Genomic DNA, 24,614 nt, shown 5'->3' with positions numbered 1-24,614 from the left:
CATCATGAGTTTCGGGCTGCTTCTTCTTAGCTGCCGCGGCGAGGGCCTGTAGTCGAGGCCGACCCCCTCCCCGCGGAGTTCGGCGTTGCGCCGTCGGCCGTCCTTCCGGACCGCGCCACCCGCGGAAGTCTTCGAGGAGCCCACGCCACTATGGTCAACCGTCAGCAGCCCAGTTCTCTGCCGATCCACAAGTACGGCCAGTACGAGCAGGTCGACATCCCCGACCGCACCTGGCCGGACAAGCGGATCACCGCCGCCCCCCGCTGGCTCTCCACCGACCTGCGCGACGGCAACCAGGCCCTGATCGACCCGATGTCCCCGGCCCGCAAGCGCGCCATGTTCGACCTGCTGGTCAAGCTGGGCTACAAGGAGATCGAGGTCGGCTTCCCGGCCTCCGGCCAGACGGACTACGACTTCGTGCGCTCCATCATCGAGGAGGAGGGCGCGATCCCGGACGACGTGACGATCTCCGTGCTGACCCAGGCCCGCGAGGACCTGATCGAGCGGACCGTCGAGTCGCTCAAGGGCGCCCGGCGCGCCACCGTCCACCTGTACAACGCCACGGCGCCCGTCTTCCGCCGGGTGGTCTTCCGCGGCTCCAGGGGCGACGTCAAGCAGATCGCCGTCGACGGCACCCGGCTGGTGATGGAGTACGCCGAGAAGCTGCTCGGCCCGGCCGGCGAGACGGAGTTCGGCTACCAGTACAGCCCCGAGATCTTCACCGACACCGAGCTGGACTTCGCGCTGGAGGTCTGCGAGGCGGTCATGGACGTCTGGCAGCCCGGTCCGGACCGCGAGATCATCCTCAACCTGCCGGCCACGGTGGAGCGTTCGGCGCCGTCCACGCACGCGGACCGCTTCGAGTGGATGCACCGCAACCTGTCGCGGCGCGAGTTCGTCTGCCTGTCCACCCACCCGCACAACGACCGCGGCACCGCCGTGGCCGCGGCCGAGCTGGCCGTGATGGCCGGCGCCGACCGCGTCGAGGGCTGCCTGTTCGGCCAGGGCGAGCGCACCGGCAACGTCGACCTGGTCACCCTGGGCATGAACCTGTTCTCGCAGGGCGTCGACCCGCAGATCGACTTCTCCGACATCGACGAGATCCGCCGTACGTGGGAGTACTGCAACCAGATGGAGGTCCACCCGCGCCACCCGTACGTGGGCGACCTGGTCTACACCTCCTTCTCCGGCTCCCACCAGGACGCCATCAAGAAGGGCTTCGACGCCATGGAGGCCGACGCGAAGGCCAGGGGCGTCACGGTCGACGACATCGAGTGGGCCGTCCCGTACCTGCCGATCGACCCCAAGGACGTCGGCCGCTCCTACGAGGCGGTCATCCGCGTCAACTCGCAGTCCGGCAAGGGCGGTGTCGCCTACGTCCTGAAGAACGAGCACAAGCTGGACCTGCCGCGCCGGATGCAGATCGAGTTCTCGAAGATCATTCAGACGAAGACGGACGCCGACGGCGGCGAGGTCACGCCCAAGGACATCTGGGCGATCTTCCAGGACGAGTACCTGCCGAACCCGGAGAACCCCTGGGGCCGCATCCAGGTCAGGACCGGCCAGTCGACGACCGACACCGACGGCGTGGACACGCTCACCGTCGAGGCCACGGTGGACGGCGAGGACACCGTCCTGACCGGCTCCGGCAACGGTCCGATCTCGGCCTTCTTCGACGCCCTGCAGTCCGTAGGCGTCGACGTACGCCTGCTGGACTACCAGGAGCACACGATGAGCGAGGGCGCCTCCGCGCAGGCCGCCTCGTACATCGAGTGCGCCATCGACGACAAGGTGCTGTGGGGCATCGGCATCGACGCGAACACGACACGTGCGTCCCTGAAGGCGGTCGTCTCGGCCGTCAACCGCGCCGCTCGCTGACCACTCCCACCGGGCATTTCGGGTCCCGTCCGCCGTCCGACGGGGGGCGGGACCCGGTCGCATACCGGCCAGTGGCCCGTGAAGGTCACGATCAGGTCTCGTCCGGGGTGCTGACTCCGGCCCGCGATGTGGCTAACATCACGCCAGTACGGCGATGACGCCTGCGGGCAGGTGCCTCCCGTGCCGCTGACGCCACGGGGGAGTTACGGAGGTGCGACGTGCTGCCTGGACGGGGACGAAACGGCCGTGCTGCCCGGGGTGCGCGCGTGCTGGGCACCCGGACCGCGTGGACGGCCGTCGCCGACGGCGAGTTCTTCTGCCCCGGCTGCGGCGGCGACCGCAACTACCAGCGCCTGACCGGCCGCCGGCGCTTCACCGTCCTCGGGGTGCCGCTGCTGCCCCGCGGGGCGACCGCGCCGGTCGTCGCCTGCGCCTCGTGCGAGGGGCACTTCGGCACCGACGTCCTCGACCACCCCACCACCACCCGCTTCGCCGCGATGCTGCGCGACGCCGTGCACACCGTCGCGCTGGCCGTGCTCGCGGCCGGCGGCACCTGCTCGCGCACGTCCCTGGAGACCGCCGCGGCCGCGGTCCGCGCGGCCGGCTTCGACGGGTGCACCGAGGAGCAGCTGGCCGCCCTCGTCGAGGCACTGGCGGCGGACACGGGACGCTTCTACGAGCAGCCGTGCGGCGCGGGCCTGGCCATAGAGCTCCATGAGGCCCTCGACCCGCTCGCCCCGCACCTCGCCCCCGCCGGCCGCGAGTCGATCCTTCTGCAGGCGGCCCGTATCGCGCTGGCCGACGGGCCGTACACCCCCGCCGAGCGGGACGCCCTCGCCACCGTCGGCGCGGCCCTGACGATCTGCGCGGACGACGTCTCGCGCCTGCTGGCGGCGGCCCGCACGCCGTCCTGACGCCCCGAGGCAGGGGTCCCCGGGCGGGCGGTCGGCCCGCCGTCCGGGGAAGGGCGGGATGCGCACAGGTGCCGCGGGGCGCCGCCCGGAGGACCGTACCGGCCGTCGGGGCGCCCACCGGAGGCCCGTACCGGCCGGTCAGCTGTGGCGCCGCTCCCGCCACCGCCTGCCGGTCTCGCGGGCCCGGTCGTTCCAGTGGTCCCTGACCCAGCTCAGCAGCAGCATGGCGGGCACCGCGGCCAGGGCGACGAGGAAGGCGTGGGTCCACGCCATCTCGCTGCGCCCGTACCGGAAGAAGAGCACGGAGAGCACGTAGAGGGCTGAGGAGACGGCGAGCAGTTTCAGCGGCTGCGGCAGGTTCATGGCGGTGCGGATACGCCGATCGGTGCCGGACGTGGCCCGCCGTGCGGACGTCGCGTGGCGGACGGCGTCACCGGGAGGCACGGGCAGGGCAGCGTGGGCCTTCAGCACCCGGCCGCCGGGGGGAGGGCGCCGCCAGCCGGAGCCGGAGCCGGAGCCGGAGCCGTCCCGGCCGGACCGGGGACCGGGGCCGGGTGAGGTGCGGTGCCTCTCTGCCGGCTCCCGCGACGCCGGAGGATCCGAACGGCAGGGCTCAGAGCAGCCCGGCCCCGGCCAGGAACTTGCCCACCCGTTCGGTCTCCTCCGGCGACAGCGGCACCTGCGGCTCCGCCGTGGCCGGGCAGTCGATGACCCCCCGCAGGTGCAGCGCCGCCTTGAACGCCCCCAGCGCGGAGGAGCCGCCGCCCATCCGGCCCGGGTCGCCGGCGCGCACCATGCCGAACAGGGCGCACAGCCGCTCCTGCTCGGCCCGGGCGCCGTCCCAGTCGCCCGCCCGGCCGCAGCGGTAGAGGCGGACGTAGCCGTGCGGGTCGACGTTGGCGAGGCCGGGCACCGCCCCGTCGGCGCCGAGCGCGAGCGCCGAGTCGACGATCAGTTCGGAGCCGGTGAGCAGGCTGAAGCCGGTGGTCTCGGGGCGCAGCCGGGTGCCCGTGACGAGGTCCCGGAAGCCGCCGAGGTCGCCGCTGGAGTCCTTCAGCCCGGCCAGCACGCCGTCGGCGGCGAGCTCCAGCACCAGCTCGGCGGGGAGTTTCGCGTGCACGGCGAGCGGGATGTCGTAGGCGAGGACGGGGACCGGGCTCCCGGCGGCGACCCGGCGGTAGTGGCGGGCGATCTCCGCCGGGTGGGTGCGGGTGTAGAAGGGCGCGGTGACGACGACCGCCTGCGCGCCCGCCGCCGTCACGGACGCGACGTGGTCGAGGACGCGGGGCGTCGTCATGTCGATCGCCCCGGCCAGGACCGGCAGCTGCCCGGCGACATGGCCGGCGACGGCCTCCACGACCCGCCGGCGCTGCCGGTCCGTCAGGAAGGCGGCCTCGGAGGTCGAGCCGAGCAGGAACAGCCCGTGGACCCCGCCCTCCACCAGGTGGTCGACCAGCCTGAGGAGCGAGGGGACGTCCACCTCGCCGTCCGGCGTGAGGGGCGTGCAGACGGGCGGGACGACACCGGTCAGCGGGGCGGGGAAGGTCATGAGGGCTCCCTGGGGTCGCTCTGGCGTACGAGGGCGCGGTCGGCCGGTCCTCCTCCACGGGACGGTGACCACCGTAGCGGCGTCCGTGCGCGGCCGCGGCCGGGAACCCCCGGCGTTTCCACCGCCGCCCGGTGGACCCCTGCCGTACGACACGGGCCCCGCCTCCCCCGGGCGGTGCGGCCGCCTGTGGCCGAAAGAGCCCGCCCCGCGGCTCCACCCGGGTGAATCCGGTGTTCTCCCGCGGCGCCCCCGCGCCGCGCCGAAGAGGTCCCGCGCCGGCCGCCGGGGCCGCCGGCAGCGGCCCAACGCCCTTTCCTCGCCGCCCCGTTGCGGCGCACGACACCTGCCGGGAGCGGATGCGCTGCGTCACCGCGGCGGCGCGAGGGTACAACCCGGGAGAGCGAGGGGAGCACGTGGCTGCGGTAGAGGTAACACCCGGGGACGACACCCGGCGCACCGCGCCGGAGAGGCGGAGGACGCAGTGAGGCAGTTACGGCCGGCGCGCGAGGACGCCGGACCCCGTTCGCCGTCGCCCCGGCCGGCCGCGGCGGGCCCCGCGCGCGGGACGCCCGTCCCGGTCGCGGGAAGCGGCGGCCGCGCCGCCGCCCGGCTCGCGGCCGTCCGGTGTCCCCAGCGGGCCGTGGAGGCGGCATGAGACCGCCGATCGGCTCGTACGCCGTCGACGTCCGCACAGGGAGGGTGGGCGTGGTGATGGGCCACGAGGGACCGTACGTGCAGCTCAGGCCCCACGGCGGGGGCCGGGAGTGGGACGTGGAGCCGGACGCCGTGCGGGGGGCGACCCAGGGGGAGCGGCTGCGCGCGGCAACCGCGTACGCCAACGCCCGCAGCCGCGGCGAGGTGCCCTGACGGAGGGGTGACGGCCCGCCCGGCCCGGACGCCCCGGCGGTAGGCGAGAATGGACCGCATGAGTCTGTTCCGCGACGACGGCATCGTGCTGCGCACCCAGAAGCTGGGCGAGGCGGACCGGATCATCACGTTGCTCACCCGCGGTCACGGACGCGTACGGGCCGTGGCCCGCGGGGTGCGCCGGACCAAGTCGAAGTTCGGGGCACGCCTGGAGCCGTTCTCGCACGTCGACGTGCAGTTCTTCGCGCGGGGCAGCGAGCTGGTGGGGCGCGGGCTGCCGCTGTGCACGCAGAGCGAGACGATCGCCGCGTACGGCGGCGGGATCGTCACCGACTACGCCCGCTACACCGCCGGCACCGCCATGCTGGAGACCGCCGAGCGGTTCACCGACCACGAGGGCGAGCCGGCCGTCCAGCAGTACCTGCTGCTCGTCGGCGCGTTGCGCACCCTCGCCCGCGGCGAGCACGCCCCGCACCTCGTGCTCGACGCCTTCCTGCTGCGGTCGCTGGCCGTCAACGGCTACGCCCCGAGCTTCGGCGACTGCGCCCGGTGCGGCATGCCCGGACCGAACCGCTTCTTCTCGGTCGCGTCCGGCGGTTCGGTCTGCGTCGACTGCCGGGTCCCCGGCAGCGTCGTACCCTCGCCGCAGGCCCTCACGCTGCTCGGCGCGCTGCTCACGGGAGACTGGGAGACGGCGGACGCGTGCGAGTCCCGCTACGTCCGGGAGGGGAGCGGGCTGGTGTCCGCCTACCTGCACTGGCACCTGGAGCGCGGGCTGCGCTCCCTGCGGTACGTCGAGAAGTAGCGCCACGACACGAGCCGCGACCCGGGCGGGGCCCACGATGCGGGCAGATCCACGACCGACCACAAGTACCACCCCCGACCAGCACATCCACGACTCGAGGAGACGAGAAGCACATGGCCGTACGCGGGTTCCTGGGGCGCCAGCGCCGCGAGTACAGGACGCCGGAGCCGCACCCGTCCGGCGCCCGCCCGCCGAAGCTGCCCAGCGAGCTGGTCCCGGAGCACGTGGCGATCGTCATGGACGGCAACGGCCGCTGGGCCAAGGAGCGCGGCCTGCCCCGCACCGAGGGGCACAAGGTCGGCGCCGAGCGCGTGCTGGACGTGCTGCAGGGCGCGGTCGAGATCGGCGTCGGGAACATCTCGCTGTACGCCTTCTCCACCGAGAACTGGAAGCGCTCGCCCGACGAGGTGCGCTTCCTGATGAACTTCAACCGCGACTTCATCCGCAAGACCCGTGACCGGCTCGACGAGCTCGGCATCCGCGTGCGCTGGGTGGGCCGCATGCCCAGGCTGTGGAAGTCGGTGGCCAAGGAGCTCCAGATCGCCCAGGAACAGACGAAGGACAACGACCGGCTGACGCTGTACTTCTGCATGAACTACGGCGGCCGGGCCGAGCTCGCCGACGCGGCGAAGGCCCTCGCGGAGGACGTGCGGGCGGGCCGGCTGGACCCGTCGAAGGTGACCGAGAAGACCATTCAGAAGTACCTGTACTACCCGGACATGCCGGACGTGGACCTGTTCCTGCGTCCGAGCGGCGAGCAGCGCACGTCCAACTACCTGCTCTGGCAGAGCGCGTACGCCGAGATGGTCTTCCAGGACGTGCTGTGGCCGGACTTCGACCGGCGCGACCTGTGGCGCGCCTGCCTCGAGTTCGCCTCGCGCGACCGCCGCTTCGGCGGGGCGGTTCCGAACGAGGAGCTGCTGGCCATGGAGGGCAGGCAGGAATAGCCCGGACCGCCGGCCCGGGGCACCGAAGGACCGTCACCGGTGCCCCGGGGGCGGGCCGTTCGCGGGGCGCCGGTGTTCCGGGCGCGCCCGATCGCCATCAGCGTGACATCGCCGTCTACCCCGAAAGGGCGGTGGCATGAGCACGCAATTTTTTTTCGCTCCTTCAGGTGTAAATGTCGCCGGAGCAGCCACTCGTGGAGAAACGAACGGTCCGTGAGTTACCTGCGGTGATCCCCGGTATGTCGGAAAGACCCGGTGGCGCACGCCCGTTCGGCAGGACTTTCGATGCCGAGGGAGTGGCTGATGAGTGAGCCCCTGCACAGCGGTGGAGGCAGGTTGCAGCACACCGGCGAGACGGCCAAGGAGCAGGCGTCGGCTACGGCCGGCCAGGCCAAGCAGGCCGCGGGGCAGGTGGCACAGACCGCCGCGGAACAGGCCAGGGCGGTGGCCGGTGAGGTCCGGCAGCAGGCCGGCACGGTCCTCGACGAGGTGCGCGGCCGCGCGATGAGCGAGGTGGAGGGCCAGACCAGGAGGGCGGCAGGAGCGCTGCGCCAGTGGTCGGACGACGTCGCCGGTCTGGCGGAGAACGCCCAGAGCGACTCGCCCGCCCGCAGTCTCGCCACCCAGGTGGCCGAGAGCGGCCACCGGGCCGCGGACTACCTGGAGAAGCAGGGCGTGGAGGGCATGGTCTCCGATCTGCGGGGCTTCGCCCGGCGGCGCCCCGGCGCGTTCCTGGGCGGCGCGCTGCTGGCGGGGCTGGCGGCTGGGCGCCTGGCGAAGGCGGCGGGCAAGGCGGGCCAGTCCCAGACGGCCTCGCGCCCCTCGCGGCCGCAGGCACTGGACGAGGCGGCCACGTCGGCTCCCGCGTCCGGCGCGGTGTACGAGCTGCAGCCGCCCGCGCTGCCGACGCCTCCGACGCCCCCGCCGCCCGCCGCGCCGCCGCAGGTGCAGACGCCCCCGCCGCCCGCCGCGCCGCCGCAGGTGCCGCCGCCCGTCTCCCCGCCGCCGGCCGGCCCGGCGACCCGCCCGTTCCCGGAGGTGTGAGGTGTCCGCCATTCCCCCGCCGGGCCCGGCGGATCCCCATGGTGCGGACAGGTCGGTGGGTGAGCTGCTGTCCCGTGTGACCAAGGACCTCCAGACGCTGTTCCGCCAGGAGGTGGAGCTGGCCAAGGCCGAGATCGGCCAGGAGGCGACCAAGGCGGGCAAGGCGGCCGGCATGTACGGCGGCGCCGGAGTCGCCGGCCACATGACCCTCCTCTTCCTGTCGCTGGCCGCCGTACTGGGCCTGGCCAACGTGATGGACGGCGGATGGGCGGCCCTGATCGTCACCGCCGTGTGGGCCGTGGTCGCGGCCGTGCTGTACCAGCGGGGCCGCGCCCGGATGCGCGCCGTGTCCCCCAAGCCCGAGCAGACCGTCGAGACGATGAAGGAGAACGCGGAATGGGCACGTCACCCGACCGGATAAGGGCTGACATCGAAGCCACGCGGGAGCAGCTGACCGCGGACGTGGACCAGCTCGCCTACCAGGCCAGCCCGCGGCAGATGGTGCGCCGCCGCACCGAACAGGTGCGTGGCGCGGTCTCGGGCGTCCGGGATCGGCTCATGGGCTCCGCCGCGCAGACCGCCCACGGGGTCGCCGGCGGGGCGCAGTCGACGGCCGGCTCGGTGCAGGAAGGTGTCGGGCAGGCGGCCGGCGCCGCGCGCGACGCGGCGGGACAGGTGGGTGAGATGGTCAGGCAGGCTCCCGAGCAGGCAGTGCGTCAGACCCAGGGCAGCCCGCTGGCCGCGGGCCTGGTCGCGTTCGGCATCGGAGTCCTGGCGTCCTCGCTGCTGCCGGCGACCCGGGCCGAGCAGGACGCGGCCGCCGGCCTGATGGACCGCGGCGGCGAGGCGCTGGAGCCGGTGAAGCAGGCCGCCGTCGAGTCCGCGCAGAACCTGAAGGAGGGCGTGAAGGAGGTCGCGCAGCAGGCGGCCGAGGAGGTCAAGGACACCGCCGCGGGGGCTGCCGGCACCACCCAGGAGGAGGCGCGCCGCCAGAGCGGCCAGGTGGGCGAACAGGCCCGTGAGTCGGGCCGGCAGGTCGCCCAGGAGGCCCGGCAGCAGTCGGGCACCGGCTGACGAGGAGCCACCCCCCTTCCGGCCGGAAGGGGCCGGGCAGGGGACGGGGTACCGGTCCGCGTGGGCGGCGGCACCTTGCGGGAGATCCGCTCCGCTCACCGCACGGGGTGCGCGGGGACCACTGCCGGAAGAAGGAAACCCGGGCCCGGGGGCCGTCCGCGTCGCACGCGGACGGCCCCCGGGTCCGGGTGCGTGTGCCGGTCCGTGGCACGCCGGCCGTCCTCGCCCGCCGACACGACGCCGCCCCCTGAAACCTGGCACGGGAAGCCGCCGCCGGCGGCCCATGCGGCTACAGCCGGCGCCTCCGCCCGGACGGCCCGCCGGACGAGGCCGCCGCGGCCGGTGCCCGGCCCGAGCCGCCGGCCGGGCGGGCCCGCGCGGGCCCGCCGAGCTTCGCGGCCGCCCTCAGTCCTTGACCGCCGCGCACTCCGCGCACGTGCCGAAGATCTCCACCGTGTGGGCCACGTTGACGTAGCCGTGCTCGGCGGCGATGGCCTCCGCCCACTTCTCCACGGCCGGGCCTCCGACCTCGACCGCCCGGCCGCACACACGGCACACCAGGTGGTGGTGGTGCTCGCCCGTGGAGCACCGGCGGTAGACCGACTCGCCCTCGGAGGTGCGCAGGACGTCGACCTCGCCGGCCTCGGCGAGCGACTGCAGGGTGCGGTAGACGGTGGTGAGACCGACCGAGTCGCCCTTGTGCTTCAGCATGTCGTGGAGTTCCTGCGCGCTGCGGAACTCGTCGACCTCGTCGAGGGCCGCCGCGACAGCGGCACGCTGCCGGGTGGCGCGGCCCTTCACGGGCGGTCCTGCGGTCGTCACCGGATGCCTCCTCAGCGTTCGCGCCTGCCGGGCCATTGTGCCAGTCCGGACCGCACGCGGTCAGACGCCGACGTCCCCATCGGCCCCCCGCGTGGCCGGAATCGCGCACTCCGTGGGGTCGGCGTCGGGCCGTGCCGCGGCGAGCGCCCGGGCGCGCCGCCGGGCCAGCGGCGTGGCCAGCGCGGTGAGCGCGATGAACGCCGCGATGGTCAGCAGCACGATCGTCGCGCCGGGCGGCACGTACTGGTAGTACGACGTGATCGTGCCGCCGATCGTCACGGTCACGCCGATGGCCACGGCGATCGCGAAGGTGGCCGCGAAGCTGCGCGTCAGCTGCTGCGCGGCCGCCACCGGGACCACCATCAGCGCGCTGACCAGCAGCAGACCGACGACGCGCATGGCGACGGTGACGGTCACCGCGGCCGTGACGGCGGTGAGCAGGTTCAGGGCGCGCACCGGCAGGCCCGTCACCCGGGCGAACTCCTCGTCCTGGCTGACCGCGAACAGCTGGCGGCGCAGCCCCAGGGTGATCAGGACGACGAAGGCCGCCAGCAGGCAGATGGCCGTCACGTCGGACGCCGACACGGTCGACAGCGACCCGAAGAGGTACGACGTCAGGTTGGCGTTCGAGCCGCCCGGCGCGAGGTTGGTGAACATGACGCCGCCGGCCATGCCGCCGTAGAAGAGCATCGCCAGGGCTATGTCGCCGCGCGTCCTGCCGTACCAGCGGATCAGCTCCATGAGCACCGAGCCGAGGACGGACACGGCCGTCGCCATCCACACCGGGGAGGTGGACAGCAGGAAGCCGAGGCCGACGCCCGTCATCGCCACGTGGCCGATGCCGTCGCCCATCAGGGCCTGGCGGCGCTGCACGAGGTAGATGCCGACGGCGGGCGCGGTGATGCCGACCAGGACGGCGGCCAGCAACGCCCGCTGCATGAAGGGATAGTCCAGGTACTCCATCAGCTCAGCAGTCCCGTGCGGATCGGCGCGGCGCCCGTGGCGTCGTGCGGGTGGACGTGGTCGTGACCGGGCAGGGCGTGCTGGCCCACGGCCTTCGGCGGCGGACCGTCGTGCACCACGCAGCCGTCGCGCAGGACCACGGCCCGGTCGATCAGCGGCTCCAGGGGGCCCAGCTCGTGCAGCACCAGCAGCACGGTCGTCCCGGCCGCCACCTGCTCGCGCAGGGTTCCCGCCAGCACCTCCTGGCTGGCGAGGTCGACGCCCGCCATCGGCTCGTCCATGATCAGCAGGTCGGGCCGGGCGGCGAGCGCGCGGGCGATCAGCACCCGCTGCTGCTGGCCGCCGGAGAGGGCGTTCGCCGCGTCCTTGGCCCGGTCCGCCATCCCGACCAGTTCCAGCGCGTGCCGCACGGCCTCGCGGTCGGCCTTGCGGAAGAGGCCGAAACGGGTGCGTGACAGGCGGCCCGAGGAGACGATCTCGGTCACCGTCGCCGGCACCCCGGCGGCGGCGGTCGTGCGCTGCGGGACGTATCCCACGCGCGCCCAGTCGCGGAAGCGGCGCCGCGGGGTGCCGAACAGCTCGATCTCGCCGGCGCTGACCGGCACCTGGCCGATGACGCTGCGCACGGCCGTCGACTTGCCCGAGCCGTTCGCGCCGAGCAGCGCGACCACCTCGCCGCGGTGCACGGCCAGGTCGATGCCGCGCAGGACGGGGCGTGAGCCGAGTTCGGCCCGTACGCCGCGCAGGGATATGACGGGCTCGCCCATGGCGTCCTCCGTGTCGGTCACTCGCGTGTCGGTCACTTGGCTCCCAGGGCCTTCCGCAGCGCCCGGAGGTTGGCCTCCATGACCTGGAAGTAGTCGCTGCCGCGGGATCGGTCGGTGATGCCCTCGACCGGGTCGAGGACGTCGGTGCGCAGGTGCGCGTCGCCGGCGATGGTCCGCGCGGTCCGGTCGCTGACGAGCGTCTCGTAGAAGACGGTCGTCACACCGTCGGCCTTCGCGATCTCCTGCAGGTCCTTCACGCGCGCCGCGCTGGGCTCGGACTCGGGGTCCAGGCCGTTGACGGCCTCCTCGGTCAGCCCGTAGCGCTCGGCGAGGTAGCCGAAGGCGGCGTGGGTGGTGATGAAGACCCTGGTCCTCGTGTTCTCCAGACCCGTCTCGAACCGGTCGTCCAGGGCGCCCAGTTCCCCGGTCAGCGCGGCGGTGTTCCTGCGGTAGTCGGCCGCGTGCCGTGGGTCGGCCTTCTCGAAGGCCGCGCCGACGCCCCGGGCGACCTCGGCGTAGCGCACCGGGTCGAGCCAGAGGTGCGGGTCCGCGGCGCCGGACTCCTCGTGCCGGTGGCCGCCGGGGTCCTCGTGCGTCTCCTCGCCGTCGTGGGCGTCGTGCTCGGCGGCGTGGCCGCCGACCTCGTTGCCGTGCTTCTCCAGCGAGGTCAGGGTGGTGGCGTCGATCTTCGTCCGCACCCCGGACTGGGCGACGGCGTCGTCGACGGAGGGCTGCAGGCCCTTGAGGTAGAGGACCGCGTCGGCCTTCTCCAGCTCGATCGTCCGCTGGACGCTCATCTCCAGGTCGTGCGGCTCCTGGCCGGGTTCGGTGAGACTGGTGACGTGGACGTGGCTCCCGCCGATCCGCTCGGCGAGGAAGGCCATCGGATAGAACGACGCGACGACGTCGAACCTGCCGCTGCCGCCCGCACCGTCCGCCGGCCGGCCGGCCGAGCAGGCGGACAGGGCTCCGAGTCCGAGGGCGGCGGCCACCGCCACCGCGGCCCCGGGCATGAGGCGTCGTCGTACGTTCATGACAGTCATTTTCAGCGAAGATGGAAACCGTTGTCAACAAGCTGGGGTCAGGGGCCCGCGACCGGCGGCGAAGAGGCTCTTAACCGGCACCGATTTGATTGAGAGGGAGCCCCCGCCGGTACCCTGAAGCATTCGCTCTGAAGCGTCTCGCTTCCTCGCCCGTCGTCGTAATGAAGAGAGCACCGTGGCCGCCGACAAGATCGACACCATCGTCAGCCTGAGCAAGCGCCGTGGCTTCGTATTCCCCTGCAGTGAGATCTACGGCGGCCAGCGTGCCGCCTGGGACTACGGCCCCCTGGGTGTCGAGCTCAAGGAGAACCTCAAGCGCCAGTGGTGGCGCTACATGGTGACGTCGCGCGAGGACGTGGTCGGTATCGACTCGTCCGTGATCCTGGCCCCCGAGGTCTGGGTCGCCTCCGGCCACGTCGCCACCTTCACGGACCCGCTCACCGAGTGCACCGCCTGCCACAAGCGGTTCCGTGCCGACCACCTCGAGGAGGCCTACGAGGCCAAGCACGGCCGCCTCCCGGAGCACGGCCTCGCCGACGTCAACTGCCCCAACTGCGGCAACAAGGGCCAGTTCACCGAGCCCAAGCAGTTCTCGGGCCTGCTCTCCACCCACCTCGGCCCGACGCAGGACTCCGGCTCCGTCGCCTACCTGCGCCCCGAGACCGCCCAGGGCATCTTCACCAACTTCGCCCAGGTGCAGACCACCTCGCGCCGCAAGCCCCCGTTCGGCATCGCCCAGATGGGCAAGTCCTTCCGCAACGAGATCACGCCCGGCAACTTCATCTTCCGCACCCGCGAGTTCGAGCAGATGGAGATGGAGTTCTTCGTCAAGCCGGGCGAGGACGAGAAGTGGCAGGAGTACTGGATGGAGCAGCGCTGGAACTGGTACACCGGCCTGGGCCTGCGTGAGGAGAACATGCGCTGGTACGAGCACCCGAAGGAGAAGCTCTCCCACTACTCCAAGCGCACCGCCGACATCGAGTACCGCTTCAACTTCGGCGGCAGCGAGTGGGGCGAGCTCGAGGGTGTCGCCAACCGCACCGACTACGACCTCGGCGCCCACGCCAAGGCCTCCGGCCAGGACCTGTCCTACTTCGACCAGGAGGCCGGCGAGCGCTGGACGCCGTACGTCATCGAGCCCGCGGCCGGTGTCGGCCGGGCGATGCTCGCCTTCCTGCTCGACGCCTACGTCGAGGACGAGGCGCCCAACGCCAAGGGCAAGATGGAGAAGCGCACCGTGCTGCGCCTGGACCACCGCCTCGCCCCGGTGAAGGTCGCGGTGCTCCCGCTGTCCCGCAACCCGGAGCTGTCGCCGAAGGCCAAGGGCCTCGCCCAGGCGCTGCGCCAGCACTGGAACATCGAGTTCGACGACGCCGGCGCCATCGGCCGCCGCTACCGCCGCCAGGACGAGATCGGCACGCCGTACTGCGTGACCGTCGACTTCGACACGCTCGAGGACAACGCGGTCACCGTCCGCGAGCGTGACTCGATGAAGCAGGAGCGCGTGTCGCTGGACCAGATCGAGGGCTACCTGGCCTCCCGTCTGGTCGGCTGCTAGGTCCTCTCCGGGGAGCGCCGTCCACGAGGCCGGCGCTCCCGGCCCCGGCTCCGGCCGGGCGGCACCGTCGGTGAAACGCCGGGCGGGCTGAGCGAATCAGCCCGCCCGGCGTTCGGCGTTTCCGGACCCGTCCGCCGGGTGCCGCGGCGGGCCGACCGGGTCGCGTTCGTGCCCGGACCGGCGGGAGCGGGCGCCGCGACGGGCGCGCGCAGGTGCCGGGTTCCGGGTGCGCGGGGTGGGCTGACAGATGACAAATGACAGATATTGAAATCTGTCAGTTGTCATGGAAGGGTGGGTACCCGTCAGGCACCCCTATGAAGGAGCCCTCATGGACACCCGCACCCTCGGCGCCACCGGCCCCCAGGTCTCCGCCCTCGGCCTCGGCTGCATGGGCATGTCCGCGCTGTACGGCGACGCGGACCGGGCCGAGTCGATCGCCACCGTCCACGCCGCCCTGGAGGCCGGCGTGACCCTGCTCGACACCGGCGACTTCTACGCCATGGGCCACAACGAGATGCTGATCGGCGAGGCGCTGCGCACCGCGCCCGCCGCCCGGCGCGAACAGGCCCTGGTCAGCGTGAAGTTCGGCGCCCTGCGCGACCCGGACGGCAACTGGAACGGCTACGACGGCCGCCCCGCCGCCGTGAAGAACTTCGCCGCCTACTCGCTCCAGCGCCTCGGCGTCGACCACATCGACGTCTACCGCATCGCCCGGGTCGACCCCGACGTGCCGATCGAGGAGACCGTCGGCGCGATCGCCGAACTGGTGGAGAAGGGGCACGTGCGGCACATCGGCCTGAGCGAGGCCGGCGCCGCCACCGTCCGCCGGGCCGCCGCGACGGCGCCCATCTCGGACCTGCAGATCGAGTACTCGCTGATCTCGCGCGGCATCGAGGACGAGATCCTGCCGACCACCCGGGAACTGGGCATCGCGATCACCGCGTACGGCGTGCTCTCCCGCGGCCTGATCTCCGGCCACTTCGCCCGGGACCGACAGCTCGCCACGAACGACTTCCGGGCCCACTCGCCGCGCTTCCAGGGCGACAACCTCCAGCGCAACCTCGACCTCGTCGACGCGCTGCGCACCATCGCCGAGGCCAAGGGCGTCACGGTCGCGCAGACCGCGATCGCCTGGGTCCTCTCCCGGGGCGAGGACATCGTGCCGCTGATCGGGGCGCGCACCCGGGAGCGGCTCGCGGAGTCGCTGGCGGCGCTCGACGTGACGCTGGACGAGGCCGAGCTCGCGGCGATCGAGAAGGCGGTCCCGGCGGACGCCGCCGCGGGCGAGCGCTACCCGCAGGCCCAGATGGCCCACCTCGACAGCGAACGCCGTTAGCGGCGGCGCGCCGGGTGCCGACATCCGGTTCCGCACCGCGGGCGAGGCGCCCTGCCGTGGCGCGGTGACGACTCGGATGATCATCCTCAACGGCGGTTCCGGTTCGGGGAGGCCGGGGATCGTGCGGTGCCTATCGCCGCGCACCTCGGCCGACCGCCGGTCCGGCTCCCGCCCGTCCGGCCGCGGCCGGCGCCGGTGCCGCGTCCGCGCCTCCGGCCGGCCGGCAGCGGCCGCCGCGAGCACCCCGCCGGACCTTTCGGTCCCGGCGCCGGCGGCCACGGGTACGGTCTAGGGCATGGCACCGAGCACCGAGACCCTGACCGCCGAGCGCATCCTCGAGGCGACCGAGGAGGTGCTGCGCCGCCACGGCCCGGCGAAGGCGACCGTGGTCGACGTGGCCCGCGCACTCGGCGTCAGCCACGGCAGTGTCTACCGCCACTTCCGCACCAAGGCGGCGCTGCGCGAGGCGGTGACCAAGCGCTGGCTGGACCGTACGTCTCAGGCGCTGGCCGGCATCGCCGCCGAGGACCGCGACCCGGAGGCACGGCTGCGGGACTGGCTCCGGGCGCTGTTCCACGCCAAGCGCCGCAAGGCGGGCCTGGACCCCGAACTGTTCGCCACCTACTCGGTGCTGACCGAGGAGAGCGGCGCGGCGGTGAGCGAGCACCTCGCCGAGCTGACCACCCAGCTGACCGGCATCGTGCGGGCGGGCGCCGACGCCGGCGTCTTCGCCGCGTCCGACCCGGCCGCCACCGCCGGTGCCCTCTTCCACGCCACGACCCGCTTCCACGACCCGTGCCACGCCGCCGAGTGGCAGCGCCCGGACGCCGAGGCGGAGTTCGACGCGGTCGTGGAGCTCGTGCTGCGCGGGCTGCGGGCCTGAAACCCGGCCGCCCCGTGCGACCGGGTGCAGGCACGACGGGCGGCCCGAACGCGCCGGTGGCCCGGCGGCCGGACCGTCGGCCGGCCCGAACGCGCCGGTGGCCGGGTCCGGCCGTCCGGAGCGGTCCGGTTGCCGGTGCGGTGCCTGTCTGCGCGGCGCCGGGCGATCCGCACGCCAGGACCTAGCCGATCACGCGCGGCAGCCGCAGGCTCAGCAGCCCGGTCAGCGCCACGCCCGCCAGCTGGACCAGCAGGGTCACCACCAGCGCGTCCCCCATCCCCAGGCCGGGCACCAGGGACAGGAACAGCGTGCCGAGCGTCGCCACGCCCAGCGCCAGCGACGACTGCTGGGTGGTGATCATGACGCCGCTGCCCACCCCGCCGCGCGCCGCCGGCACCTCGGACAGGACGATCCGGAAGAGGACGGGGAGCTGGAGGGCCTGACCCGCACCGGCGATCGCGGTCCCGGGCAGCAGGTCCACGACGCCCAGACCGGGCCAGGCCCGCCACGCGGTCAGCGCCAGCAGCCCCACGCCCACCGCCTGCACCAGCGCGCCCGCCGTCACCACGCGCGTGCCCCACCGGGCGACCAGCCGCGGCCCGGCGAGCGACACGGCGAAGAAGGCGACGGCCATGGGCGCCAGCGCCAGACCCGCCGGGACCGGGCCGAGACCGGCGCCGCGCTGCAGCGCCACGGCGATGACGAACATGAAGCCGCTGAAGCCGACGGAGAACGGCACGATCAGCACCAGCCCGCGCCGCAGCGAGGTCAGCGCGAACAGGCTCGGCGGCACCAGCGGCGTACGGCCCCGCCGGTCCGCCCGCCGCTCCACCGCCCAGAACCAGGCCGCCAGGAACGGGAACGCGGCCAGCGACAGCCGCATCCACACCGGCCGGCCCGCCGAGCGGCCCTCGGTGAGCGGGACCAGCAGCGCCAGCAGGGACGCCGCGAGCAGCACCGTGCCGGCGCCGTCCACCGGCTCGGGACGCGGGGAGCGGGTCTCGGGAACGGTCCGCGTCCCCAGCACCAGGCCGGCGACCACGACGGGCACGTTCACCAGGAACACCGAGCGCCAGCCGGTGCCCGCGACGTCCGCGGCGACCAGGACGCCGCCGAGGATCTGGCCGGCCACCATGGACAGGCCCGCGGTCGCGCCGTACAGGCCCATCGCCCGCGCCCGGCGCGGTCCCGACGTGGCCGCCTGGATCGTCGCGAGCACCTGCGGCAGCATCGCCGCGGCGGAGGCGCCCTGCGCCACGCGTGCCGCGACCAGCGGCCAGGCGCCCGGCGCGAGCCCGCACGCCAGCGACGTCAGGCCGAAGGCGGCCATACCGCCGAGGAAGAGACGGCGCCGGCCGAATAGGTCGCCGAGGCGGCCGCCGAGGACCAGCAGCACGGCGTACGCCACTCCGTAGCCGGCGACGACGAGTTCCAGGACGGCCGCGCCCGCGTGCAGGTCCCGGCCGATGGTGGGCAGGGCGACGTTGACGATGAAGAAGTCGACCAGGGGCAGTGCCGCGCCCAGCAGCACCGTGAACAGGCCGGGGCCGCCGAGCGCGGGCGGTCCCCCGGTTGGGGCCGGGGCGGCGCCCAGGGGGCGGGCGGTAGGGGAAGGGGTGGTTTCGGTCGTCACGGCACCGAGCCTGCGCCCGCGCCGAGACGGGTACCAGAGAGCCCTTGTCCTGGTAGTGGAACCACCTGGAAACAGGCTGCCGGCGGCGGCAGGCTGGAGACATGACGACCCTGGCCCGTCGAACCCCGGTCCCCGCGACGCCGCCGCCCCCGCCCCGGACGGCGGAAGCCGAGATCCGGCGGCACGAACTCGCCGCCTTCCTGCGCCACCGCCGTGAGCACATCGCCCCCGAGCAGGTGGGCCTGCCCCGCGGGCACCGGCGGCGCACGCCGGGTCTGCGCCGCGAGGAGGTCGCTCAGCTCTCCGCGGTCGGCGTCACCTGGTACACGTGGCTCGAACAGGCCCGGGACATCCAGGTCTCCGGGCAGGTGCTCGACGCCCTCGCCCGTACGCTGCTGCTCGACCCCAGCGAGCGGGCCCACCTGTTCCAGCTGGCGGGCGCCCCCGACCCCTCCCCGGCCACGGTCTGCCCGTCGGTGACCCCGGCGCTGCGGGCGCTGCTGGAGCAGGTCGAGCCGTTCCCCGCCGCCCTGCAGAACAGCCGGTACGACATCCTCGCCTACAACAGCGCCTACTCCCTGCTGCTGTGCGACCTGGACGCGGTGCCGCCCGGGGACCGCAACTGCCTGCTGCTGTCGTACACGCACGAGGAGTGGCGCTCCTCGATCGTGCACCTGGAGGAGGCCACGCGGACGATGGCCGCCCGCTTCCGCGCCGCGATGGCCGGCCACCTCGCCGAACCCGCGTGGAAGACGCTGCTGAAGCGGCTGCGCACGGAGTCCCCGGCGTTCTGCGAGGACTGGGACCGGCACGAGGTGGTCGCCCACCGCACCAAGCGCAAGGAGATCATCAACCGCCACGTCGGCCGCCTCGTGGTCGATCACACCGACCTGTGGCTGAGCCCCGGACTGGGTCCCCGGATGGTGACGTACGTCCCGGCGGACGAGGAGACCCGGGCACGGCTGGAGAAGCTGCACGCGATCGCGCTGGAGCGGCGGACCTGACGGGCCCGGCGCCGACCGGCGGCCGTGAGCCGACCATGCCGCCCGGCCGTGAGCCGACCGGGGGCCGGGGCCGGCGGGAGCCGCGCCGGGACCGGTCCGTCGTAGGCCGTCGGACCGGGGGGTCGGGCGCGCCGGGGGGGCGCCCGGGGTGTTGGGACGGGCCCGGTCGTGCGCGGGGGCCGGCCGGTCGTCGGCCGGTTACGGCAGGGCGGGCACAGGAGGCAGGGGACGGCAGGGCGCCGCTGGGCCACCGGCCGTGCGCGGGGGTCGGCCGGGCGCGGGCCGGTCCTGGGCAGGGAGCGGCCCGGCCGGGTCAGGGCTGCCGGTCGTGCGCGGGGCCGTGCCGGCCGGCCGGTCGGCTGCGGGCGGAAGGCCGGTCGTGTGCAGGCGGCCGGTCGTGGGGCGCGGCCCGCCCGGTGGGCGTCAGGCGGCGGTGACGTTCGCGGTCGGCCGGGCCTCCTTCTCCTCCAGCCGCTCGGCGGTCCGCTCGGCGGTGCGCCGGGCCCACCGGCCGGAGGTGACCGCGCCCAGCGTCAGCACCGCGGCGCCGCACGCCGTGAGGACCCACCAGCCCGGCCGCGCCGCCGAGACGAACGCGTCCCGGTACGGCGACGAGCCCACGCCGGAGGCGAGCAGCGCGCCGATGACCGCGACGCCGAGCGTCTGACCGAGCTGCCGGCTGGTCGAGGCGACGGCGGCGGCCACGCCGGCCTGGGCGCGCGGCATGCCGGACACCGCCGTGTTCGTGATCGGGGCGTTGACGAAGCCGAAGCCGACACCGAACAGCAGGTACCCGATGAAGAGGGTGACGTTCGACGTCTCCGCCTCGAAGGCCGCGAAGAGCACCCCGCTCAGGGTCATCGCGCAGCCCGCGAGAACGAGCGGCAGACGCGGCCCCCGGCTGCCGACCAGGCGGCCGGACAGCGGCGCGAACAGAAACGCCGGCACCGCCATCGGCAGCATCCACAGACCCGCGTGCAGGGCGCTCAGTCCGCGCACGTTCTGCAGGTACAGGGTCGACAGGAACAGGAATCCGCCCAGCGCCGCGAACGCGCTGACCGCGATGACCGTGGCCCCGCTGAACGGCGCCGACCGGAAGAAGCGCAGGTCGATCAGGGGTTCGGCGCGGCGCGGCTCGTACCGCAGGAGGGCGAGCAGGGCGGCCAGAGCGATGGCCGCGAACGGCAGGACGGTGGTCAGGCCGGCGTCCGGCGCCTCGATGATCGCGTACGTCAGCGAGCCGAACAGGGCGATCACCAGCACCTGGCCGACCGGGTCGGGGCGGCGGGCCCGGGGCGCCCGGGACTCGGGGACGAACCGCAGGGTCAGCAGGAGGGCGGCCAGGCCGACCGGGAGGTTGACCCAGAAGATCGCGCGCCAGTCCACGGCCTCCACGAGCAGCCCGCCGACCAGCGGCCCCGCGGCCATCGATATGCCGACCACGGCTCCCCACGCGCCGATCGCGCGGGCGCGTTCGCGGGGTTCGGTGAAGGTGTTGGTGATGATCGACATGGCGACCGGGTTCAGCATGGAGCCGCCGACGGCCTGCACCATGCGGAAGACCACCAGCAGTTCCAGGCTGGGCGCCAGGGAGCACAGCAGCGAGCCCAGGGTGAAGATCACCAGGCCTGTCATGAAGACCCGCTTGCGGCCGATCCGGTCGGCCGTGGACCCCGAGAGCATCAGCAGCGAGGCCAGCACCAGCGTGTAGGCGTCGACCGCCCACTGCAGACCGGACGTACTGGCGTGCAGGTCGTGCTGCATCGACGGCAGGGCGACGTTCAGGGCGGTGTTGTCGAGGCTCACGATCAGCAGGCTCATGCAGCAGATCGCGAGCACCAGCAGACGCCGGCGGTGACTGAGCTCGGGCATGCCCTCCATGCTAGCGCTCATCGATAGTGCGGCTAACTAATGACCAATACATGATCTGGCGGATCTGGCGGGTGGCCGTGGTGGTCCGGGCGGTCACGGGATGTCGCCCCGGCCGTCGCCCGGTGGTCCCGCGGGTTCGTCCACAGGCCGGGGCGAGCACCGCCCCGGGTTTGTCCACAGGCGGGGCGAGCACGGTCGCGCGTACGGGACAATGGAGCCATGTCCACGCCGTCCTCCACGCCCGTGTCCCCGTTGCAGATCGGCCCCCACACGGTGCAGCCGCCCGTCGTGCTCGCACCGATGGCCGGGATCACCAACGCACCCTTCCGCACCCTGTGCCGGGAGTTCAGCGGCGGCAAGGGACTGTTCGTCAGCGAGATGATCACCACCCGCGCCCTGGTCGAGCGCAACGAGAAGACCATGCAGCTGATCCACTTCGACGCGACCGAGAAACCGCGCTCGATCCAGCTGTACGGCGTCGACCCGGCGACCGTCGGCAAGGCCGTCCGCATGATCGCGGAGGAGGACCTCGCCGACCACATCGACCTCAACTTCGGCTGCCCGGTGCCGAAGGTCACCCGCAAGGGCGGCGGCTCCGCGCTGCCGTACAAGCGGAACCTGCTGCGCGCGATCCTGCGCGAGGCGGTCGCCGGGGCCGGCGATCTGCCGGTCACGATGAAGATGCGCAAGGGCATCGACGACGACCACATCACCTACCTCGACGCCGGCCGGATCGCCGTCGAGGAGGGCGTGACGGCGATCGCGCTGCACGGCCGCACGGCCGCCCAGCACTACGGCGGCACGGCGGACTGGGAGGCGATCGCCCGCCTGAAGGAGCACGTGCCGGAGATCCCGGTGCTCGGCAACGGCGACATCTGGTCGGCCCAGGACGCCGTGCGCATGGTGCGCGAGACCGGTTGCGACGGCGTGGTCGTCGGCCGCGGCTGCCTCGGACGGCCGTGGCTGTTCGCGGACCTGGTGGCCGCCTTCGAGGGCCGCGACGCCGACGTCGCCCGGCCGTCGCTGCGCGAGGTCGCGGACGTGATGGTCCGGCACGCCGGGCTGCTCGGCGAGTGGCTCGGCGACGAGTCCCGGGGCGTGGTGGACTTCCGCAAGCACGTCGCCTGGTACCTGAAGGGCTTCTCGGTCGGCTCCGAGATGCGCAAGCGGCTCGCGATCACGTCCTCGCCGGCCGAGCTGCGGTCCGGCCTGGACGAGCTGGACCTCGACCAGCCCTGGCCGGCCGCGGGCGCCGACGGGCCGCGCGGCCGCACGTCCGGCAACAACCGCGTGGTCCTGCCGGACGGCTGGCTGAAGGACCCCTACGACTGCGCGGGCATCGGCGAGGACGCCGAGCTGGACACCTCGGGAGGCTGAGCCCGCCGCGCCTCCGCGCTCGCCCCGGATCGCACTGCGCTCGTCCCGGAGTCCCGCCGCCGCACCCGCTCCACAGTGGTACAGCGGCCGTTCCGCCGGCGCATGGGCTCCGCAGCGGTACTGCGGCCGTCCCGCCGGCGCACCTGCTCCACGGCGGCCGTCCCCGCCGGCACTCGGCCGGCGTCCCCCGGGCGACGGGGGACGCCGGCCGCCGTCCGGGGGCGCGCCGGGCCGGTCAGCGGCCCGACGGGTGGGGGGTCGAGCCGTACGCCGTCAGGAAGCGGTCGCGGAAGGAGCTCATCTTCCACACCGGCGCGTCGTGGGCGGGCCGCAGCCCGTCCGACCAGCCCCAGCCGGCGATCCGGTCCAGCACCTTCGGGTCCTTCGCGACGATCGCGCACGGCACGTCCCGGCTGGCGTGGTCGCCGCTGACCCGCGCGATGGGCTGGTGGTCGCCGAGGAACACCAGCACGGTGTCGTCGGTCCCGTAACGCTCCAGCCACTGGGTCAGCGCGGTCACCGAGTACTGGATCGACCTGCCGTACTCCTGCCGCGAACGGGTCGGGTTCGTCAGCACCTCCTCCGGCCTGGTGCCCGCCGCCTCGATCCCCTTGAACACCGAGCCGTCCCCGATCCGGTCCCAGTCGACCATCTTCGGGACCGGCGCCCAGGGCTGGTGGCTGGAGGTCAGGATGATCTCCGACATCAGCGGCTTGTCGCGCTGCCGGCCGTGCTCCAGACGCTGGAAGGCCTCCAGCGCGTACTGGTCGGGCATGGTCGACCAGCTGAACTTCGGGCCCCGGTAGCCCATCTGGAAGGCGTTGTAGACCTTGTCGAGGCCGTGGAACTTCGCCTCCGGCCAGCCCTTCTGCACGCCCGGCATGATGCCGACCGTGTCCCAGGCGCCGGTCTTCCGGAACGCCTTGGTCAGCGTGAGGTGATCGCCCGCGGTCACCGTGCGGTAGCGGTTCTGGTTGTCGACCCACAGGCCCGACAGGAAGGTGGAGTGACCGAGCCAGCTGCTGCCGCCGTAGGTGGCCGACGTCAGCCAGCCGCTCTTCGCGTGGAAGCCCGCCTTCGCCAGGGCCTCGGTGCTCGTCGCGAGCGTCCTGTCGACACCGGGGGCCATGACCGGGTCCTCGATCGCGCTGCGGCCGTAGCTCTCGATGAACGTGAAGATCATGTCCTTGCCGCGCAGGTCGGGCACCAGCTGGCTGCCGGGGGTCGCGCCGAAGGCGTCGGCCTTGACCTCCTTGGCGAACGCCCGCTCGTCCCGGATCGTCGTGCGCACCGCCACCGCGCGGTACCTGGCCATCGCCACGGCGTGCTCGGAGGCCACCGGTATGCCGGAGACCCGCAGGTCCAGCGCCGCGCAGGTCATCCAGACCACGCTGGCGACGAGCAGCACACGGGTCGAACGGCCGGTGTCGCGGCCGAGGACGGTGCCGAGGCGGACCGCCGCCAGGGCCGTCACCGCGCACAGCGCGAGCACGAGGAGGACGACACCGACGGGGGCGAGCCGGGCCGTCGTCCGGCCCATCGTGTCCCCGACGTACGACTGGGCGTCGTCCAGCAACTGCCAGTCCAGGACGACGTTGAAGCTGCGGCCCAGGTACTCGTTGAAGCCGATGTCGGTCAGGTTCAGCACGGTGAGCACGCCGATCGCCATCCCGCCGAGGACCGCTGCGGCCACCCGCGGCCGGCGCGGCAGCGCCGTCAGCACGGCCGCGAGGAGCAGCCCCTCCACCGGGAGGCGGGTGAACGCCGCGAGACGGAACTGCCCGCTCTTGTTCGGCAGCAGCAGGGCGGCGAGGAGCAGGGCGACGGCGAGGACGGTCACCCCGTGCGAGACGTACCGGGCGGCCACGGGATGGCCACCCCGCCATCGTCGCCAGGCCCGCCGGACGGGCGGCAGCCGCAGGGCGCCGGCCCGGCGCGCGAGGGCCGTGCGGGCGGGTGCCCCGGCCGGCCCGCCTGCCGCGGCCCCGGCGACGTCCCCGCCTCCGGGAGCGTCGGTGCCCTCGCCCGGTGAGGACCCGGCGCCGGCTTCCCCACCACCGACACGGGAGCCGGTGTCTTCGCCCGAGAGGGAGCCGGTGGCCGGGGGCGACTCGGTGGACGAGGTGTGGCTGTCCGTGGGGCTGGCGGTGGTCGTGGCGGTCGCGGCCGTGGGCTCCTTGGGGGCAGCGGCGTCCGCGGCGGTCTCGTCCGGGGCAGGAGCGGCGGCCGCGGCTTCCCCGCCCGCGGGGACGTCCGTCGCCCCGTGCGTCCGGGGCTC

Annotated in this window: 22 protein-coding genes; 13 read left to right on the top strand and 9 right to left on the bottom strand. The window is 73.8% G+C overall.

Annotated elements, in window-relative coordinates; all coding sequences use genetic code 11:
- Nucleotides 1–150 precede the first annotated feature (150 nt).
- Nucleotides 151–1,878, top strand: a complete 1,728-nt coding sequence (leuA, locus tag ABZ920_RS11990) for a 2-isopropylmalate synthase (protein ID WP_361502116.1) — start codon at nucleotides 151–153, stop codon at nucleotides 1,876–1,878.
- Nucleotides 1,879–2,096: 218 nt separating this feature from the next.
- A complete protein-coding gene (locus ABZ920_RS11985; protein WP_361502113.1) occupies nucleotides 2,097–2,792 on the top strand; it encodes a TerB family tellurite resistance protein in 696 nt (231 codons plus the stop codon).
- A gap of 138 nt (nucleotides 2,793–2,930) precedes the next feature.
- Here ABZ920_RS11985 and ABZ920_RS11980 read toward each other — a convergent pair whose 3' ends face one another.
- Both ABZ920_RS11980 and ABZ920_RS11975 read right to left on the bottom strand, forming a co-directional pair.
- Nucleotides 2,931–3,155 (bottom strand): hypothetical protein, encoded by a 225-nt coding sequence (locus tag ABZ920_RS11980; RefSeq protein WP_361502110.1) that lies wholly within the window; start codon nucleotides 3,153–3,155, stop codon nucleotides 2,931–2,933.
- A 250-nt stretch (nucleotides 3,156–3,405) separates the two neighbouring features.
- On the bottom strand, nucleotides 3,406–4,341 hold the full coding sequence (locus ABZ920_RS11975; protein WP_361502107.1) for a dihydrodipicolinate synthase family protein: 936 nt from the start codon (nucleotides 4,339–4,341) through the stop codon (nucleotides 3,406–3,408).
- 651 nt (nucleotides 4,342–4,992) lie between these two features.
- Here ABZ920_RS11975 and ABZ920_RS11970 point away from each other — a divergent pair.
- The 6 genes from ABZ920_RS11970 to ABZ920_RS11945 all read left to right on the top strand — a co-directional run bounded on the left by ABZ920_RS11970 (nucleotide 4,993) and on the right by ABZ920_RS11945 (nucleotide 9,078).
- The gene (locus ABZ920_RS11970) at nucleotides 4,993–5,208 is read left to right on the top strand and encodes a hypothetical protein (protein WP_361502104.1); all 216 of its coding nucleotides are present in this window, start codon (nucleotides 4,993–4,995) and stop codon (nucleotides 5,206–5,208) included.
- Between the two features lie 58 nt (nucleotides 5,209–5,266).
- Complete coding sequence (recO, locus tag ABZ920_RS11965) at nucleotides 5,267–6,013, top strand: DNA repair protein RecO (RefSeq protein WP_361502101.1); 747 nt, start codon at nucleotides 5,267–5,269, stop codon at nucleotides 6,011–6,013.
- A 113-nt stretch (nucleotides 6,014–6,126) separates the two neighbouring features.
- The gene (locus ABZ920_RS11960) at nucleotides 6,127–6,960 is read left to right on the top strand and encodes an isoprenyl transferase (protein WP_361502099.1); all 834 of its coding nucleotides are present in this window, start codon (nucleotides 6,127–6,129) and stop codon (nucleotides 6,958–6,960) included.
- Nucleotides 6,961–7,263: 303 nt separating this feature from the next.
- Nucleotides 7,264–8,004, top strand: a complete 741-nt coding sequence (locus tag ABZ920_RS11955; protein ID WP_361502097.1) for a hypothetical protein — start codon at nucleotides 7,264–7,266, stop codon at nucleotides 8,002–8,004.
- Nucleotides 8,005–8,059: 55 nt separating this feature from the next.
- Nucleotides 8,060–8,425: a phage holin family protein gene (locus ABZ920_RS11950; RefSeq protein ID WP_361502094.1), complete on the top strand. Its 366-nt coding sequence runs from the start codon at nucleotides 8,060–8,062 to the stop codon at nucleotides 8,423–8,425.
- The gene (locus ABZ920_RS11945; protein WP_361502092.1) at nucleotides 8,401–9,078 is read left to right on the top strand and encodes a DUF3618 domain-containing protein; all 678 of its coding nucleotides are present in this window, start codon (nucleotides 8,401–8,403) and stop codon (nucleotides 9,076–9,078) included. The genes ABZ920_RS11950 and ABZ920_RS11945 overlap by 25 nt, the downstream gene beginning before the upstream one ends.
- A 405-nt stretch (nucleotides 9,079–9,483) precedes the next feature.
- On the opposite strand, the gene ABZ920_RS11940 is transcribed toward ABZ920_RS11945, so the two are convergent.
- Genes ABZ920_RS11940 through ABZ920_RS11925 form a run of 4 tightly spaced genes read right to left on the bottom strand, consistent with a single transcriptional unit; the run spans nucleotide 9,484 to nucleotide 12,664 of the window.
- Nucleotides 9,484–9,900 carry a transcriptional repressor gene (locus ABZ920_RS11940; protein WP_361502089.1) on the bottom strand — a complete coding sequence of 139 codons (417 nt, stop codon included), beginning with the start codon at nucleotides 9,898–9,900 and terminating at the stop codon, nucleotides 9,484–9,486.
- Between the two features lie 60 nt (nucleotides 9,901–9,960).
- Nucleotides 9,961–10,863 (bottom strand): metal ABC transporter permease, encoded by a 903-nt coding sequence (locus ABZ920_RS11935; protein ID WP_361502086.1) that lies wholly within the window; start codon nucleotides 10,861–10,863, stop codon nucleotides 9,961–9,963.
- A complete protein-coding gene (locus ABZ920_RS11930) occupies nucleotides 10,863–11,630 on the bottom strand; it encodes a metal ABC transporter ATP-binding protein (RefSeq protein WP_361502303.1) in 768 nt (255 codons plus the stop codon). Before ABZ920_RS11930 ends, ABZ920_RS11935 begins: the two co-directional genes overlap by 1 nt.
- A 32-nt stretch (nucleotides 11,631–11,662) precedes the next feature.
- A complete protein-coding gene (locus ABZ920_RS11925) occupies nucleotides 11,663–12,664 on the bottom strand; it encodes a zinc ABC transporter substrate-binding protein (RefSeq protein WP_361502083.1) in 1,002 nt (333 codons plus the stop codon).
- A 184-nt stretch (nucleotides 12,665–12,848) separates the two neighbouring features.
- On the opposite strand from ABZ920_RS11925, the gene ABZ920_RS11920 reads away from it, so the two are divergent.
- The 3 genes from ABZ920_RS11920 to ABZ920_RS11910 all read left to right on the top strand — a co-directional run bounded on the left by ABZ920_RS11920 (nucleotide 12,849) and on the right by ABZ920_RS11910 (nucleotide 16,450).
- Complete coding sequence (locus ABZ920_RS11920; RefSeq protein WP_361502080.1) at nucleotides 12,849–14,231, top strand: glycine--tRNA ligase; 1,383 nt, start codon at nucleotides 12,849–12,851, stop codon at nucleotides 14,229–14,231.
- A gap of 328 nt (nucleotides 14,232–14,559) precedes the next feature.
- On the top strand, nucleotides 14,560–15,567 hold the full coding sequence (locus ABZ920_RS11915; protein WP_361502077.1) for an aldo/keto reductase: 1,008 nt from the start codon (nucleotides 14,560–14,562) through the stop codon (nucleotides 15,565–15,567).
- A 295-nt stretch (nucleotides 15,568–15,862) separates the two neighbouring features.
- Complete coding sequence (locus ABZ920_RS11910) at nucleotides 15,863–16,450, top strand: TetR family transcriptional regulator (RefSeq protein WP_361502074.1); 588 nt, start codon at nucleotides 15,863–15,865, stop codon at nucleotides 16,448–16,450.
- Between the two features lie 181 nt (nucleotides 16,451–16,631).
- On the opposite strand, the gene ABZ920_RS11905 is transcribed toward ABZ920_RS11910, so the two are convergent.
- Nucleotides 16,632–18,044 carry an MFS transporter gene (locus ABZ920_RS11905; protein WP_361502300.1) on the bottom strand — a complete coding sequence of 471 codons (1,413 nt, stop codon included), beginning with the start codon at nucleotides 18,042–18,044 and terminating at the stop codon, nucleotides 16,632–16,634.
- Nucleotides 18,045–18,184: 140 nt separating this feature from the next.
- Between ABZ920_RS11905 and ABZ920_RS11900 the strand changes: the two genes are divergently transcribed.
- Nucleotides 18,185–19,087: a helix-turn-helix transcriptional regulator gene (locus ABZ920_RS11900; RefSeq protein ID WP_361502071.1), complete on the top strand. Its 903-nt coding sequence runs from the start codon at nucleotides 18,185–18,187 to the stop codon at nucleotides 19,085–19,087.
- A 423-nt stretch (nucleotides 19,088–19,510) separates the two neighbouring features.
- Here the strand turns inward: ABZ920_RS11900 and ABZ920_RS11895 are convergent, their stop codons facing one another.
- Complete coding sequence (locus tag ABZ920_RS11895) at nucleotides 19,511–20,959, bottom strand: MFS transporter (RefSeq protein ID WP_361502068.1); 1,449 nt, start codon at nucleotides 20,957–20,959, stop codon at nucleotides 19,511–19,513.
- Between the two features lie 219 nt (nucleotides 20,960–21,178).
- Between ABZ920_RS11895 and dusB the strand changes: the two genes are divergently transcribed.
- Complete coding sequence (gene dusB / locus ABZ920_RS11890) at nucleotides 21,179–22,336, top strand: tRNA dihydrouridine synthase DusB (RefSeq protein WP_361502065.1); 1,158 nt, start codon at nucleotides 21,179–21,181, stop codon at nucleotides 22,334–22,336.
- 235 nt (nucleotides 22,337–22,571) lie between these two features.
- Here the strand turns inward: dusB and ABZ920_RS11885 are convergent, their stop codons facing one another.
- The gene (locus tag ABZ920_RS11885; RefSeq protein WP_361502297.1) at nucleotides 22,572–24,203 is read right to left on the bottom strand and encodes a CDP-alcohol phosphatidyltransferase; all 1,632 of its coding nucleotides are present in this window, start codon (nucleotides 24,201–24,203) and stop codon (nucleotides 22,572–22,574) included.
- Nucleotides 24,204–24,614: the final 411 nt, after the last annotated feature.

This window comes from Streptomyces sp. NPDC046831, from assembly GCF_040645305.1.
GTDB lineage: Bacteria > Actinomycetota > Actinomycetes > Streptomycetales > Streptomycetaceae > Streptomyces.
The sequence above is the reverse complement of the archived record's forward strand: the minus strand, read 5'-3'. Positions and strand labels throughout refer to the sequence as shown.

Excerpts from the sequence above, each read along its gene's own strand:
- ABZ920_RS11930 (WP_361502303.1), bottom strand. The coding sequence starts at position 11,630 with ATGGGCGAGCCCGTCATATCCCTGCGCGGCGTACGGGCCGAACTCGGC.
- ABZ920_RS11960 (WP_361502099.1), top strand. The coding sequence starts at position 6,127 with ATGGCCGTACGCGGGTTCCTGGGGCGCCAGCGCCGCGAGTACAGGACG.
- ABZ920_RS11925 (WP_361502083.1), bottom strand. The coding sequence starts at position 12,664 with ATGAACGTACGACGACGCCTCATGCCCGGGGCCGCGGTGGCGGTGGCC.
- ABZ920_RS11910 (WP_361502074.1), top strand. The coding sequence starts at position 15,863 with ATGGCACCGAGCACCGAGACCCTGACCGCCGAGCGCATCCTCGAGGCG.
- ABZ920_RS11955 (WP_361502097.1), top strand. The coding sequence starts at position 7,264 with ATGAGTGAGCCCCTGCACAGCGGTGGAGGCAGGTTGCAGCACACCGGC.
- ABZ920_RS11970 (WP_361502104.1), top strand. The coding sequence starts at position 4,993 with ATGAGACCGCCGATCGGCTCGTACGCCGTCGACGTCCGCACAGGGAGG.
- leuA (WP_361502116.1), top strand. The coding sequence starts at position 151 with ATGGTCAACCGTCAGCAGCCCAGTTCTCTGCCGATCCACAAGTACGGC.
- dusB (WP_361502065.1), top strand. The coding sequence starts at position 21,179 with ATGTCCACGCCGTCCTCCACGCCCGTGTCCCCGTTGCAGATCGGCCCC.
- ABZ920_RS11900 (WP_361502071.1), top strand. The coding sequence starts at position 18,185 with ATGACGACCCTGGCCCGTCGAACCCCGGTCCCCGCGACGCCGCCGCCC.
- recO (WP_361502101.1), top strand. The coding sequence starts at position 5,267 with ATGAGTCTGTTCCGCGACGACGGCATCGTGCTGCGCACCCAGAAGCTG.
- ABZ920_RS11915 (WP_361502077.1), top strand. The coding sequence starts at position 14,560 with ATGGACACCCGCACCCTCGGCGCCACCGGCCCCCAGGTCTCCGCCCTC.
- ABZ920_RS11980 (WP_361502110.1), bottom strand. The coding sequence starts at position 3,155 with ATGAACCTGCCGCAGCCGCTGAAACTGCTCGCCGTCTCCTCAGCCCTC.
- ABZ920_RS11895 (WP_361502068.1), bottom strand. The coding sequence starts at position 20,959 with ATGCCCGAGCTCAGTCACCGCCGGCGTCTGCTGGTGCTCGCGATCTGC.
- ABZ920_RS11945 (WP_361502092.1), top strand. The coding sequence starts at position 8,401 with ATGGGCACGTCACCCGACCGGATAAGGGCTGACATCGAAGCCACGCGG.
- ABZ920_RS11935 (WP_361502086.1), bottom strand. The coding sequence starts at position 10,863 with ATGGAGTACCTGGACTATCCCTTCATGCAGCGGGCGTTGCTGGCCGCC.
- ABZ920_RS11975 (WP_361502107.1), bottom strand. The coding sequence starts at position 4,341 with ATGACCTTCCCCGCCCCGCTGACCGGTGTCGTCCCGCCCGTCTGCACG.